General features: G+C 61.2%; 12 protein-coding genes. All 12 read left to right on the top strand.

The genetic code is table 11. The annotated features are described in order from the left end of the window. The first annotated feature begins 11 nt into the window (after positions 1–11). The 12 genes from sucC to ACSQ2A_RS13340 all read left to right on the top strand — a co-directional run bounded on the left by sucC (position 12) and on the right by ACSQ2A_RS13340 (position 13,792). Positions 12–1,211: an ADP-forming succinate--CoA ligase subunit beta gene (gene sucC / locus ACSQ2A_RS13395; RefSeq protein WP_295414791.1), complete on the top strand. Its 1,200-nt coding sequence runs from the start codon at positions 12–14 to the stop codon at positions 1,209–1,211. Positions 1,212–1,235: 24 nt separating this feature from the next. Beyond that, positions 1,236–2,144 carry a succinate--CoA ligase subunit alpha gene (gene sucD / locus ACSQ2A_RS13390; RefSeq protein WP_295414789.1) on the top strand — a complete coding sequence of 303 codons (909 nt, stop codon included), beginning with the start codon at positions 1,236–1,238 and terminating at the stop codon, positions 2,142–2,144. Positions 2,145–2,524: 380 nt separating this feature from the next. Further along, positions 2,525–5,530: a 2-oxoglutarate dehydrogenase E1 component gene (locus ACSQ2A_RS13385; RefSeq protein ID WP_436072627.1), complete on the top strand. Its 3,006-nt coding sequence runs from the start codon at positions 2,525–2,527 to the stop codon at positions 5,528–5,530. Positions 5,531–5,553: 23 nt separating this feature from the next. Then, the gene (gene odhB, locus ACSQ2A_RS13380; protein ID WP_436072626.1) at positions 5,554–6,825 is read left to right on the top strand and encodes a 2-oxoglutarate dehydrogenase complex dihydrolipoyllysine-residue succinyltransferase; all 1,272 of its coding nucleotides are present in this window, start codon (positions 5,554–5,556) and stop codon (positions 6,823–6,825) included. A 168-nt stretch (positions 6,826–6,993) separates the two neighbouring features. Then, positions 6,994–7,446: a hypothetical protein gene (locus ACSQ2A_RS13375; RefSeq protein ID WP_295414783.1), complete on the top strand. Its 453-nt coding sequence runs from the start codon at positions 6,994–6,996 to the stop codon at positions 7,444–7,446. Positions 7,447–7,504: 58 nt separating this feature from the next. Continuing rightward, a complete protein-coding gene (locus tag ACSQ2A_RS13370) occupies positions 7,505–7,987 on the top strand; it encodes a hypothetical protein (RefSeq protein WP_436072625.1) in 483 nt (160 codons plus the stop codon). Between the two features lie 52 nt (positions 7,988–8,039). Further along, entirely contained in the window at positions 8,040–8,429 is a 390-nt protein-coding gene (locus ACSQ2A_RS13365; RefSeq protein WP_436072624.1) for an MAPEG family protein, read from the top strand. A 112-nt stretch (positions 8,430–8,541) separates the two neighbouring features. Then, positions 8,542–9,174, top strand: a complete 633-nt coding sequence (locus tag ACSQ2A_RS13360) for a LysE family translocator (protein ID WP_436072623.1) — start codon at positions 8,542–8,544, stop codon at positions 9,172–9,174. Between the two features lie 23 nt (positions 9,175–9,197). After that, positions 9,198–10,607 (top strand): dihydrolipoyl dehydrogenase, encoded by a 1,410-nt coding sequence (gene lpdA, locus ACSQ2A_RS13355; RefSeq protein ID WP_436072622.1) that lies wholly within the window; start codon positions 9,198–9,200, stop codon positions 10,605–10,607. 335 nt (positions 10,608–10,942) lie between these two features. Further along, positions 10,943–11,923, top strand: coding sequence for a TRAP transporter substrate-binding protein (locus tag ACSQ2A_RS13350; protein WP_295414774.1), 981 nt, complete (start codon positions 10,943–10,945; stop codon positions 11,921–11,923). Between the two features lie 53 nt (positions 11,924–11,976). Further along, on the top strand, positions 11,977–12,504 hold the full coding sequence (locus tag ACSQ2A_RS13345) for a TRAP transporter small permease (RefSeq protein WP_436072621.1): 528 nt from the start codon (positions 11,977–11,979) through the stop codon (positions 12,502–12,504). 7 nt (positions 12,505–12,511) lie between these two features. Further along, on the top strand, positions 12,512–13,792 hold the full coding sequence (locus ACSQ2A_RS13340) for a TRAP transporter large permease (protein WP_295414770.1): 1,281 nt from the start codon (positions 12,512–12,514) through the stop codon (positions 13,790–13,792). Position 13,793 lies beyond the last annotated feature (1 nt).

Genomic DNA, 13,793 nt, shown 5'->3' with positions numbered 1-13,793 from the left:
AGGGGAATTCAATGAACATCCATGAACATCAGGCCAAGGCGCTGCTGAAGGAATATGGCGCGCCCGTTGCTGCCGGCGTCGCCATTTTCTCGGCTGACGAGGCTGAAGCTGCAGCCAAGTCGCTGCCCGGCCCGCTCTATGTGGTCAAGAGCCAGATCCATGCCGGCGGCCGCGGCAAGGGCAAGTTCAAGGAACTCGGTCCCGATGCCAAGGGCGGCGTGCGTCTCGCCAAGTCCGTCGAGGACGTGGTCAAGAACGCCAAGGAAATGCTGGGCAACACGCTCGTGACCAAGCAGACCGGCGATGCCGGCAAGCAGGTCAATCGCCTCTACATCGAAGACGGCGCTGATATCGCCCGCGAACTCTATTGCTCGCTGCTGGTCGATCGCGCGACGTCCAAAGTGTCCTTCGTCGTTTCGACCGAAGGCGGCATGGACATCGAAGCTGTTGCTCACGACACGCCTGAAAAGATCATCACCGTCGGCATCGACCCGGTTGCCGGCGTCACCGCTGCCGATATCGCCAAGATCAACGGCGCGCTGAAGCTCGACGGCACGGCCGCCGTGGATGGCGAACACCTGTTCCCGATCCTCTACAAGGCCTTCACCGAGAAGGACATGAGCCTCCTCGAAGTGAACCCGCTGATCGTCATGGAAAACGGTCGCCTGCGCGTTCTCGACGCCAAGGTCTCCTTCGACAACAACGCCTCCTTCCGTCACGAAGAGCTCAAGCCGCTTCGCGATCTCTCGGAAGAAGACGCCAAGGAAATCGAAGCCTCCAAGTATGACCTCGCCTACGTTGCCCTCGATGGCAATATCGGCTGCATGGTCAATGGTGCGGGCCTTGCCATGTCCACCATGGACATCATCAAGCTCTACGGCGCAGAGCCGGCCAACTTCCTCGACGTTGGCGGTGGCGCGAGCAAGGAGAAGGTGACCGCGGCCTTCAAGATCATCACTGCCGATCCGGCCGTGAAGGGCATCCTGGTTAACATCTTTGGCGGCATCATGCGCTGCGACGTCATCGCCGAAGGCGTGATCGCTGCAGTCAAGGAAGTCGGTCTGAAGGTTCCGCTGGTGGTTCGCCTCGAAGGCACCAATGTCAAGGAAGGCAAAGCCATCCTCGACAATTCGGGCCTCGACGTGATTTCCGCCGATGACCTTGACGATGCTGCGCAGAAGATCGTCGCCGCCGTCGCCAAAGCCGCCTAAGCGCACTGCAGAAGAGAAAAACCAATGTCTATTCTCGTCAACAAAGACACCAAGGTTCTCGTGCAGGGCCTCACCGGCAAGACCGGTACCTTCCACACCGAACAGGCTCTGAACTACTACGGCACCAAGATGGTTGGTGGCGTGAACCCCAAGAAGGCCGGTGAAACCTGGACTTCGGGTCTCGATGGCTCGGCCTCGCTGCCGGTGTTCGCATCGGTTGCCGAAGGTCGCGAAAAGACCGGCGCCAATGCCTCGGTCATCTATGTTCCGCCTCCGGGTGCCGCTGCCGCCATCGAAGAAGCGATCGACGCTGAGATCCCGCTCATCGTCTGCATCACCGAAGGCGTGCCGGTCATGGACATGGTCCGCGTCAAGGCGAAGCTCGAAAAGAGCAAGTCGCGCCTCATCGGGCCGAACTGCCCCGGCGTCCTGACCCCGGAAGAATGCAAGATCGGCATCATGCCGGGCTCGATCTTCTCCAAGGGTTCGGTGGGTATTGTTTCGCGCTCGGGCACGCTTACCTATGAAGCAGTGTTCCAGACCACCAATGAGGGCCTCGGCCAGACCACGGCTGTCGGCATCGGCGGCGACCCGGTCAAGGGCACCGAATTCATTGATATGCTCGAAATGTTCCTCGCTGACGAAGCCACCAAGTCGATCATCATGATCGGCGAAATCGGCGGCTCGGCTGAAGAAGAAGCAGCGCAGTTCCTGATCGACGAAGCCAAGCGCGGCCGCAAGAAGCCGATGGCTGGTTTCATCGCCGGCCGTACTGCTCCGGCTGGCCGCACCATGGGCCATGCTGGCGCCGTAATTTCGGGCGGTAAGGGTGGCGCTGAAGAGAAGATCGCGGCCATGGAAGCTGCCGGGATTCGCGTCTCGTCGTCGCCGGCCCGTATCGGCAAGACGCTGGCGGAAGTGCTGAAAGGCTAATCGCCAGACGGATAAAGGATTGCGCGCAGCTCATGTGCGCAATCGATCCAGAAGGGTGGGGAAATCCTCGCCTTTCATCGGCCAGGCTAATGGCGGCCTGGGGTGAGGCCTCCGAGAAATCGGGGCCTTTGCCGTAGGGGTCACGCGGTGCATGCGACCAATGTCGGTCGCGCTTCAGTCACGGTTCGGTGTTAAGCCTGCCGGTGGACGAGAAAAATTGTAGTGTGAGCCGCGGCGCCTCCCACGGGCGCCGCAAGTCTTAACAAGATACAAAGGAAAAGCGGTCAATATTCCCCCACTTTGGGCGGCCGCATTTAGAGCCGGCTCTCCGCCGGTTTGTTGAGAAGGATGGCAGGACGCAAGGTCCTGCACAAAAAGCGATGACACGACAGGAAAAGAACGACACGTTCTTGCTGACCTCGTTCCTCTACGGGGGGAACGCCGACTACATCGAACAACTCTATTCCCGCTATAAGACGGACCCTTCAAGCGTCGATGCGACGTGGTCCAGCTTCTTCTCCCGGCTTGATGACAGCGATGGCATCGCCGAGAAGAATGCTGCTGGTCCAAGCTGGGGCCGCAAGGACTGGCCACAGTCCGCGAGCGGCGATCTGGTTTCCGCGCTGGACGGAAACTGGGGCGAGGTGGCGATCAAGGCGGAAAAGGCTACCGCCAAGAAGGCTGCTGCCGAAGGCAAGCCCGCTCCGACCGCCGGCGATGTACTGCAGGCAACGCGCGACTCGATCCGTGCCATCATGATGATCCGCGCCTATCGCATGCGCGGGCATCTGCATGCCGATCTCGACCCGCTCAAGCTCAAGGCTGATGAACCGGCGCCGGAACTCGATCCGCGCAGCTACGGCTTCACCGATGCCGACAACAGCCGCAAGATTTTCATCGATAACTATCTCGGGCTCGAATACGCCACCATTCCCGAGATGCTGGCGATCCTGCAGCGCACCTATTGCGGTACGCTCGGCATCGAATTCATGCACATCTCCGATCCTGACGCCAAGCAGTGGATTCAGGAACGCATCGAAGGTCCGGACAAGGAAATCACCTTCTCGCCCGAGGGCAAGAAGGCGATCCTCAACAAGCTGATCGAGGCCGAAGGCTTCGAGAAGTTCCTGGACGTCAAGTATACCGGCACCAAGCGCTTCGGCCTTGATGGCAGTGAAGCCGCCATTCCGGCGCTCGAACAGATCATCAAGCGCGGCGGGGCTCTGGGCATCAAGGACATCGTCCTCGGCATGGCCCACCGTGGCCGCCTCAACGTCCTGACCCAGGTGTTGCAGAAGCCGCACCGTGCCCTCTTCCACGAATTCAAGGGCGGCGCTTTCTACCCCGACGACGTCGAGGGTTCGGGCGACGTGAAGTACCACCTCGGTGCCTCTTCCGACCGCGTGTTCGATGGCAACAATGTCCACCTGTCGCTGACCGCCAACCCCTCGCACCTCGAGATCGTCGATCCCGTCGTGCTCGGCAAGTCGCGCGCCAAGCAGGACCAGCACATCTCCCCCGATGGCAAGCTCGTCAACATCGCCACCGATGGCAAGCCGGACCGCTCCATGGTTCTGCCGCTGCTGATCCATGGCGATGCGGCCTTTGCCGGCCAGGGCGTCATTGCCGAATGTCTGGGCCTCTCCGGCCTCAAGGGCCATCGCACCGGCGGTTCGATCCATCTGGTCATCAACAACCAGATCGGCTTCACCACCTCGCCGATGTATTCGCGCTCTTCGCCCTATCCGACCGATGTGGCCAAGATGATCGAAGCCCCGGTTCTGCACGTCAACGGTGACGATCCGGAAGCCGTGGTCTTTGCCGCCAAGGTCGCTGTCGAATACCGCCAGAAGTTCGGCAAGCCTGTCGTCATCGACATGTTCTGCTACCGCCGCTTCGGCCACAACGAAGGCGACGAACCGAGCTTCACCCAGCCGCTCATGTACTCCAAGATCCGGAGCCACAAGACGACGCTGGAGCTCTATTCGGACAAGCTGGTTGCTGAAGGCGTGCTTTCGGCCGACGACGTCGAAAAGCTCAAGGCCGCATGGCGCGCCAAGCTCGAGACCGAATTCGAAGCCGGCCAGGACTACCGTCCGAACAAGGCCGACTGGCTCGATGGTGCCTGGAAGAATTTCAAGCCTGCCCAGGACGACGGTGCGCGCCGCGGTGAAACCGGTGTCGACCTCGACAAGCTGATCCAGATCGGTACCAACCTCACCAAGGTTCCCGCCGACCTCAACGTGCACCGCACGGTCAAGCGCTTCCTCGACAATCGCCTCGGCGCGATCGAGTCGGGCGAGGGCATCGACTGGGCGACCGCGGAAGCGCTCGCTTTCGGCACGCTCGTCACCGAAGGCCACCCCGTTCGTCTCTCCGGTCAGGATTGCGAACGCGGCACGTTCAGCCAGCGCCACTCGGTGCTGAATGATCAGCAGGTCGACAACAAGAGCTATACCCCGCTCAACAATCTCGACCCGGAAAACCAGGCTCGCTACGAAGTCATCAACTCGATGCTTTCGGAAGAAGCGGTGCTCGGCTTCGAGTATGGCTACTCCCTGTCTGAGCCGCGCGCTCTGACGCTGTGGGAAGCCCAGTTCGGCGACTTCGTGAACGGTGCGCAGGTCGTCATCGACCAGTTCATCTCCTCGGGCGAACGCAAGTGGTTCCGCATGTCGGGCCTCGTGATGCTGCTGCCGCACGGCTATGAAGGGCAGGGCCCGGAGCACTCCTCCGCACGCCCCGAGCGCTTCCTGCAGCTTTGCGCCGAAGACAACATGCAGGTTGCCAACTGCACGACCCCGGCCAACTACTTCCACATCCTGCGCCGCCAGCTGAAGCGTGACTTCCGCAAGCCGCTGATCCTGATGACCCCCAAGAGCCTGCTGCGCCACAAGCGTGCCGTCTCGGGTCTCGTGGAACTCGGTCCGGACAGCGTCTTCCACCGTCTCCTCTGGGACGATGCCGAGGCTCCGGGCCTCCCGAAGACCACGATCAAGCTCGCTTCGGACGACAAGATCCGTCGCGTCGTGCTCTGCACCGGCAAGGTCTATTACGATCTGCTCGAAGATCGCGAGAAGAAGGGCATCGACGATGTCTATCTGCTCCGCGTCGAGCAGCTCTATCCGTTCCCGGCCAAGGCGCTTCTCGACGAACTCAGCCGCTTCCCGAATGCGGAAGTGGTCTGGTGCCAGGAAGAGCCGAAGAACATGGGTGCATGGGCCTTCATCCAGCCCTATGTTGAATGGGTTTTTGACCAGATGGGCCGCGAATATCAGCGCGTCCGTTATGTCGGCCGTCCGGCCGCTGCCTCGCCGGCGACTGGCCTGATGCGTACGCATCTGGCTCAGCTCCAGGCATTCCTCGACGAAGCCTTCGCCAAGTAAGCGCAAGATAAAAGGATCAAACAATGTCGACAGAAATCCGTGTGCCGACGCTGGGCGAAAGCGTTACCGAAGCTACCATCGGCCAGTGGTTCAAGAAGGTTGGCGACACCGTCAACGCTGACGAGCCCCTGGTTGAGCTTGAAACCGACAAGGTGACCATCGAAGTGCCGGCTCCGGCCTCCGGTGTGCTCGAAGCCATCGCTGCCAATCCCGGTGACACCGTGGACGTGGGCGCGCTGCTCGGTGCCATCGCTGCCGGCGCTGGCGCCGCTGCCTCGGCTCCTGCTGCAGCTCCCGCTGCTGCGCCGACCCCCGCCAAGGCCGAAGTGCCCGCCGCCAACGCTGCCGGCCCCGAGCCGATCCAGGCGACCGACCGCGCTCCGGCTCCCTCGGCCCAGAAGCTGATCGCCGAAAAGGGTCTTGAAGCCGGCGGTATCGCTGGTTCCGGCAAGTCCGGTCAGGTGCTCAAGGAAGACGTGCTGGCGGCTCTCGCTCGTCCGGCTGCTCCGGCTCCCGCCGCTGCCGCGGCACCGGTTGCCGCCGCTCCCGCTGCCAAGCCGGCCGCTCCGCGTGCCCCGACCGCCGCAGGCGATGCCGAGCGCGAAGAACGCGTCAAGATGACCCGTCTGCGCCAGACCATCGCTCGTCGCCTCAAGGACGCGCAGAACACCGCTGCCATGCTCACCACTTTCAACGAAGTGGACATGAAGCCGGTCATGGACCTGCGCAATTCCTACAAGGACCTGTTCGAAAAGAAGCACGGCGTGAAGCTGGGCTTCATGGGCTTCTTCACCAAGGCCGTCGTTCACGCTCTCAAGGAAATCCCGGCCGTCAATGCCGAGATCGATGGCGATGACCTGATCTACAAGCAGTACGCTCACATTGGCGTCGCCGTTGGCACCGACAAGGGCCTCGTGGTTCCGGTCGTGCGTAATGCCGACCAGATGAGCATTGCCGAGATCGAAAAGGAAATCGGCAACCTCGGCAAGAAGGCCCGCGATGGTCAGCTGTCGATGGCCGATATGCAGGGCGGCACCTTCACCATCTCCAACGGTGGTGTCTATGGTTCGCTGATGTCGACCCCGATCCTCAACGCACCGCAGTCGGGTATCCTCGGCATGCACAAGATCCAGGAACGCCCGGTCGTCGTCGGCGGCCAGATCGTCATCCGCCCGATGATGTATCTCGCGCTCTCCTACGATCACCGCATCGTCGACGGCAAGGAAGCCGTCACCTTCCTCGTCCGCGTCAAGGAAAGCCTTGAGGCTCCCGAGCGTCTGGTGCTCGATCTCTGACGCATTAGTCTTCACGAATTTCATGAAAAGGCCCGCTTCGGCGGGCCTTTTTACATGAGCTAACCAAAGCGTGTTGTGGGTCATGCTCGACGTTAACAGTCTGTTAGCGCATACACCCCCTAAGCATAGCGCTGTCGTATCATTGTCATACCCACCGGAGATGTGGTCGTGCGTTCCTGTCTGGCCCTGGTCGTTTCCCTCTTGAGCCTGGTTATCCCCGCTCACGCTCAGGACGACTCCGCCGCCAATAGCCAGCTCATCGGCGAACTCATGGCCTTCCACGGCTCGCAGGCCATTGTCGATGTGATGACCACGCATTGCTACGAAACCACAGGCCTCGACGGGGCTTACAAGACGGCCGCAGAGAACTGGTATCTCCGCAATATCGGCTTTCTCGATCTCGCCGACCGCGTGATCATCAGCCTCGGTGGCGCGGCCGAAGGGCAGCAGCAGGCAGCCGAAACCTATGGTGGCTCGCAGATCATGACCGCCTACAACCAGGCCGGTGACAAGAACAGCTTTTGCAGGGCCTTCCTTGAGCAGGTTGATTCCGGCGCGCTCGACATCGACCAGCAATTGCCCGCGCCGCTGAAGCGCGCCCAGGAAATCGCCTCGTCTTAATCCATCTTGCCTTGGCCAATGACTTCCCTAAACTCTTCTTAGAGCGGGGAGATTGGGCATGCGCTGGCTAGCGGTTTTCGCGACTTTGTTGGGTTCGCCTGCAGCAATGGCAGCCCCCGATTGTCCTTTCGAACAGGCATCCTATTCGCAGGAAGACGGCTGGACGTTGCAGTTCCAGCCAGTGCCACGCGATGCGCCGGCCAACCAGACGGCGTCATTTATCCTCGGTCTCAAATCGGGTGTTACACTCACCGGCGCGATCATGTGGCCTAACGGCTATTCGACTCCGCTCTGGAGCGTCGAGGGGCCGTGTGAGCCGGGCGGCAGCAAGATATGCCGGTTCACCGAGGAGGAGAACAATACTGCCTATGTGCTGACCGACAGCGGCATGGAGATGATCCCGCAGGAGATGGATGGAGCGCCGGCGCGGCAGGTGCTTTTGCCGCGGCTCGCGTCATCGCTCTGGTACTCATTCTACCGCGAAAGCGAGTTCGACGACGAACCGGGCGATGTCTTCAGCTTTTCTGGCTGTGCAACCTGATCCGGAAGTCGGGGATTGCCGTAGCAGACTGTAAGTCATCAGGAATTCTTGCATGAGTATCGAACTTACCCTGCTTATCTGGAGCGCTGTGCTCGCGGGTGCCTATCTCTTTGTTCAATCAACGATTTATCGGCTCGACTATGGCGTCGTTCACGCCGGGACGCCGCGTGACGACGAGCGCGAGCCCAATAAGTGGACCAGTCGCGGCAATCGCGCTTTGCGCAATTTCCTCGAGACCTATGCTGTCTTCATCGCCCTCGCGGTGGCGACGGAACTCTCGGGCCGTTCGGATGCGCTGACCCAATGGGGCGCGCAGATCTGGTTCTGGGCGCGCTGGGCCTATCTGCCGGCCTACTTCATCGACGTGACCTTCCTGCGCTCGAGCGTCTGGTTCGTCTCGGCCATTGGTCTCTTCCTGCTCTTTGTCGGCGTCGCTTTCTAGGCGGACCGGACCTGCGGTCCGCCCGCCGGGGCAGGGGGCCTTGCCGGGCGCCGCATTGCCGCCCGGCAGCCAGTGGTGTAACGCTTGCCGCGCTTAACCTCGCGGTGCGATCATGGATTTCCCCTGGCTCGAATTTGCAGGCCTCATGCTGGCCTTCGGCATCAACGCGGTCATTCCCGGCGCCGATTTCGCCATGGTGCTGCGCCAATCGGTGGTGCACAACCGCCGCGCCGCGCTCTTCACTTCCGCGGGGATCGCGACCTCGATCCTCGTCCACGGCACTTACACGCTGCTCGGTGTCGGCGTGATCGTCGGGCAGTCGCTGCTTTTGTTCAATATTTTGAAGTGGTTGGGCGCTGCCTATCTCGTCTGGCTGGCCATCGCCGCCCTGCGCAGTCCGCCGCCGCAGCCGCCGACCGAGATGGACGCCGCTGGCGCGCGCCGTGGTGACATGGCCGCATTCGCGCTGGGCTTCCTGACCAATCTGCTCAATCCAAAGGCCGTGCTCTTCTTCCTCGCGCTCTTTACCTCGCTCGTCTCCATTCACACGCCGGGCGAAATAAAAGTTATCTACGTGGGCAGCATGAGCCTTATGCTTTTTGCCTGGTTCGCATTGGTGTCGGTTTTCTTTACGACCCCTTCGGTGAGACAGGGCTTTTTCCGAGTCGGCCGGTGGTTTAATCGGGTGACCGGCATTACATTCCTGGCGTTGGCCGTTCGCGTCGCGCTGGCACAGCAGCGCTAAACTTTTCTGAGGCTTTGAAGATCATGGCAGACCAATTCGACCTAGTAGTTATCGGCTCCGGCCCCGGCGGCTATGTGGGCGCCATTCGCGCCGCGCAGCTCGGGCTCAAGGTTGCCGTGGTCGAGAAATGGCCGACGCTGGGCGGCACCTGCCTCAATATCGGCTGCATCCCCTCCAAGGCGCTGCTGCACGCTTCCGAGCTGTTCGAAGAAGCCGGCCACAGCTTCAAGACGCTCGGTATCGACATTCCGGCGCCGGTTCTCAACCTGCCGCAGATGATGAACCACAAGGCTGACGTGGTCGCTTCCAACGTCGGCGGCGTCGATTACCTGTTCAAGAAGAACAAGATCACCGTCTTCCGCGGCATCGGTTCCATCCCGGCCGCCGGTAAGGTGCTGGTGACGCCGCAGTCTGGTCCGCAGACTGAAATCCTGACCAAGAACATCGTCATCGCCACGGGTTCGGTGTCCACGAACCTGCCGGGCATCGAGATCGACGAAAAGACCATTGTCACGTCGACGGGCGCGCTGACGCTCGACAAGGTGCCGGCCCGCCTGCTGGTTATCGGCGCCGGCGTGATCGGGCTTGAGCTTGGTTCGGTCTGGGCGCGCCTCGGTGCACAGGTTACCGTGGTCGAATATCTCGATCGCATCCTGCCGGGTATGGACAGCGAAGTCGCTCGCCAGTTCCAGCGCATGCTGCAGAAGCAGGGCATGGAGTTCAAGCTGTCGAGCAAGGTCGCCGGCATCGACAAGCAGGAAGATGGCTCGCTCAAGGTGCGTGTCGAACCTGCCAAGGGTGGCGAAGTCGAGCTGCTCGACGCCGATGTGGCGCTGGTCGCCATCGGCCGCAAGCCGTTCACAGAAGGCCTGGGTCTTGAACTGGCCGGTGTGGCGCTCGACGAGCGCGGCCGCGTGCATGTCGATGGCCACTACAAGACCTCGGTCGACGGCATCTATGCTATCGGCGACGTGATTGCCGGCCCGATGCTGGCGCACAAGGCTGAGGACGAAGGCATTGCGGTTGCTGAGATCCTGGCTGGCCAGGCTGGCCATGTGAACTACGCCGCCATTCCGTCGGTCGTTTACACCAATCCGGAAGTCGCGACGGTCGGCAAGACCGAGGACGAACTGAAGGCTGCCGGCGTCAACTACAAGATCGGCAAGTTCCCCTTCACCGCCAATGGCCGCGCCAAGGCAATGCTGGCCACCCAGGGTTTTGTGAAGATCCTCGCAGACGTGGAAACCGACCGCGTGCTCGGCGCGCACATCGTGGGCAAGAATGCCGGCGAAATGATCCACGAGTTGGTGACGCTGATGGAATTCTCCGGCGCTGCCGAAGATCTGGCGCGCACCACCCATGCCCATCCGACGCTCTCGGAAGCCGTGCGCGAAGCCGCGCTCGCGCTGGGTGATGGGGCGATCCACATCTAACTGCGCCACTGCTCCAAGTGGTCGTCATTGCCGGGCTTGTCCCGGCATCCATCTCACCTCCGCATGGAATACCCGGACAAGCCGGGTAGTGACGACGGGGGAAGGACCTGAATGCGAGAAACAAAAGGCGCCGCCAACCGCGGCGCCTTCTTCGTTTCGCGAAACTCATCATACAACATACAACGAATTGTATGTTGACTTGTCACTTGTACTTCCATACCAGTTTTAGCCATGGCGCTGGCTCATGCAAGAGGTGGCGTCCAGTGGTCGGCTAAGCTGGCCAAGCATGCGCGGTTCGTGGAGGAGCCGCCATGTTGGATCTTGGGAGGACACCAATGTTTCATCTGCCAAAGATGGCGGCTGTGGCCGTCATCGCGACTTCGCTTATGGTTTCGGCTGCCAGCGCCCAGACAGTGCTGCGCTCTTCCGACACGCACCCCGATGGCTATCCGACCGTCGAAGCGGTCAAGAAGTTCGGCGAATTGCTGAGCGCGAAGACCGACGGCCGCTATTCTGTGGAAGTGTTCCATTCGGCCCAGCTCGGCCAGGAAGCCGACACGATCGAACAGACCCAGTTCGGTGTGATCGACCTCAACCGTATCTCGATCGGGGCATTCGGCACGCAGGTGCCTCAGGCGACCGTCACCCAGCTGCCCTACATCTTCCGCTCGGCTGACCACTTCCACAATGTGCTCGATGGCCCGATCGGCGAAGAAATCCTCGCTGCCTTCGACGCCGTGGATGTTGTGGCTCTCGCCTTCTACGACGGCGGCGCTCGCTCGTTCTACAACAGCGAAAAGCCGATCACGTCGCCGGCTGACATGGCGGGCCTGAAATTCCGCGTCATGCAGTCGGACATTTTTGTCGATATGGTGGGTGCCCTCGGCGCCAATGCCACGCCGATGCCCTATGGCGAAGTTTACTCGGCTATTCAGACCGGCGTTATCGAAGGCGCCGAGAACAACTATCCGAGCTATGACACGGCGGGTCACGCTGAAGTCGCCAAGTTCTACTCGCTCGACGAGCACCTGATGGTGCCGGAAGTCCTGGTGATCTCGAAGATCGTCTGGGATGGCCTGACGCCTGAAGATCAGGCCCTCTTCCGCGAAGCCGCCAAGGAATCCGTTGCCGCTCAGCGCGAACTCTGGGTCGCCAAGGAAGTGGAATCCAAGGCCAAGGTGGAAGCACTCGGCGCCACGATCAACGAAGTCGACAAGGCGCCGTTCATCGAGGCCATGAAGCCGGTCTACGAAAAGTATGTCACCGATCCCGCCCTGCAGGATCTCGTGGCCCGCATCCAGGCCACTGAAGGCTGATTTGAGCCGGGCCGGTCTTCGGACCGGCCCGCGCCGCTTGGGAGTTCATGCTCATGAAAGATCGGCTTTTGAAGATCAGCACCGCCTTGCGGGCGCTGTCCAATGGCTCGCTCTGGATCGCCGGTGTCGGCCTTGTCGCCATGACGGTGATCGTCGCCTATCAGGTCTATATGCGCTTCATCGTCAATGCGTCGCCGCCCTGGACCGAGGCCTCGTCGATCATGATCATGAGCTGGTTCATTTTCCTCGGCGCCGCCGTCGGCGTGCGGGAAAATTTCCACATGGGCTTTGACGTGCTGCTCTATTTCTTGCCATCCGCGGCCAAGCCGTGGCTTCGCGCGGTCACCGACATTGCCATCTTCGCCTTTGCTGCCGGCATGGTGTTTTACGGCGGCGAACTGGCCCTGCGCGGCTGGAGCGTGCGCATCCCGGTTCTCGGCCTGCCGCAGACCTTCACCTATCTTCCGATCGTTATTTCGGGCGTCCTCATGTGCCTGTTCTCACTCGAGCGCCTCCTGTTGCGCGCGGCCGGCGAGAATGTGGACGACGTCGAAGCCGATGCCACGATGACGGCGGACTGAGGACAACATGGAATACTGGATTCTCTTCGGCGTCTTCACGGCGCTCATGCTGGTGGGTACGCCCATCGCCTTCTGCCTCGGCATTGCGAGCTTTGCGACCGTCGTCTATCTCGGACGCCCGGCCATCGTGGTGTTCCAGCAGCTCAATTCCGGCGTCGCGGCCTTCACGCTGATGGCCATTCCCTTCTTCATCTTTGCCGGTGACCTGATGATGCGCGGGGGTATTGCCGCCCGCATCATCCAGTTTGCCGGCTCGATCATCGGCCATGTGCGTGGCGGGCTCGGGCAGGTCAATGTGGCCGCCTCGACGCTGTTCGGCGGCATTTCCGGTTCGGCCGTGGCCGAGGCTGCGGCTGTCGGTGGCATCATGATCCCGCAGATGAAGGCGCGCGGCTATGGCGCTGACTATGCCGTCAATGTGACCTCGATGGCGGCGCTGATCGCGCTGCTGCTGCCGCCCAGCCACAACATGATCATCTATTCGCTCTCGGGCGGCGGGCGTATTTCCATCGCCGATCTTTTTACCGCCGGCATCATTCCGGGCCTGCTGCTGGCCCTGGTGCTGATGATCACCGCCTACATCGTGGCGGTGAAGCGCGGTTATCCGACCGAGCCCTTCCCGGGCTTTGCCAAGGCCTTTCAATATTTCCTGATTTCCATTCCCGGCCTGATGCTGATCGTCATCATCTTTGGCGGCGTGCGCTCGGGGATTTTTACGGCAACGGAAAGCTCCTGTATCGCTGTGCTCTATGCCTTGTTGGTGACACTGCTTGTCTACCGGTCCATGGGCTGGCGCGAGTTCGTGCACTGCGTGACCGGTGCCGTGCGTACCACGGCCATGGTGCTTTTCATCATCGGCGCGGCCGCCTCGTTTGGTTGGCTCATGGCCTATATGAAGGTTGCGCCGATCCTGACCGAGGCGATTTCGCAGCTGACGAGCGATCCGCTGATGGTGCTGCTGCTGATCAATGTGCTGCTGCTATTGCTCGGTACCTTCATGGATATGGGGCCGCTGATCGTCATCACCACGCCCATCTTCCTGCCCATGGTCACAGCCTTTGGCGTCGATCCGGTGCATTTTGGGGTCATCATGATCCTCAACCTCGGGATCGGTCTCAACACGCCGCCTTTAGGGCCCGTGCAGTTCGTCGCCGCGGCGGTGGGCAAGATCACGGTGTGGGAAGCCATGAAGAGCATCTGGCCCTTCTATCTGGCGGGTCTCATCGTGCTCGGCCTTGTCACCTATATCCCGGCGCTTTCGCTCTGGTTGCCGAGCCTCTTCCGGTAGA

The sequence above is a fragment of the Devosia sp. LjRoot3 genome (assembly GCF_964252865.1).
GTDB lineage: Bacteria > Pseudomonadota > Alphaproteobacteria > Rhizobiales > Devosiaceae > Devosia.
Note: the sequence above shows the minus strand (reverse complement) of the source record. Positions and strands in the feature narration are given on the sequence as shown.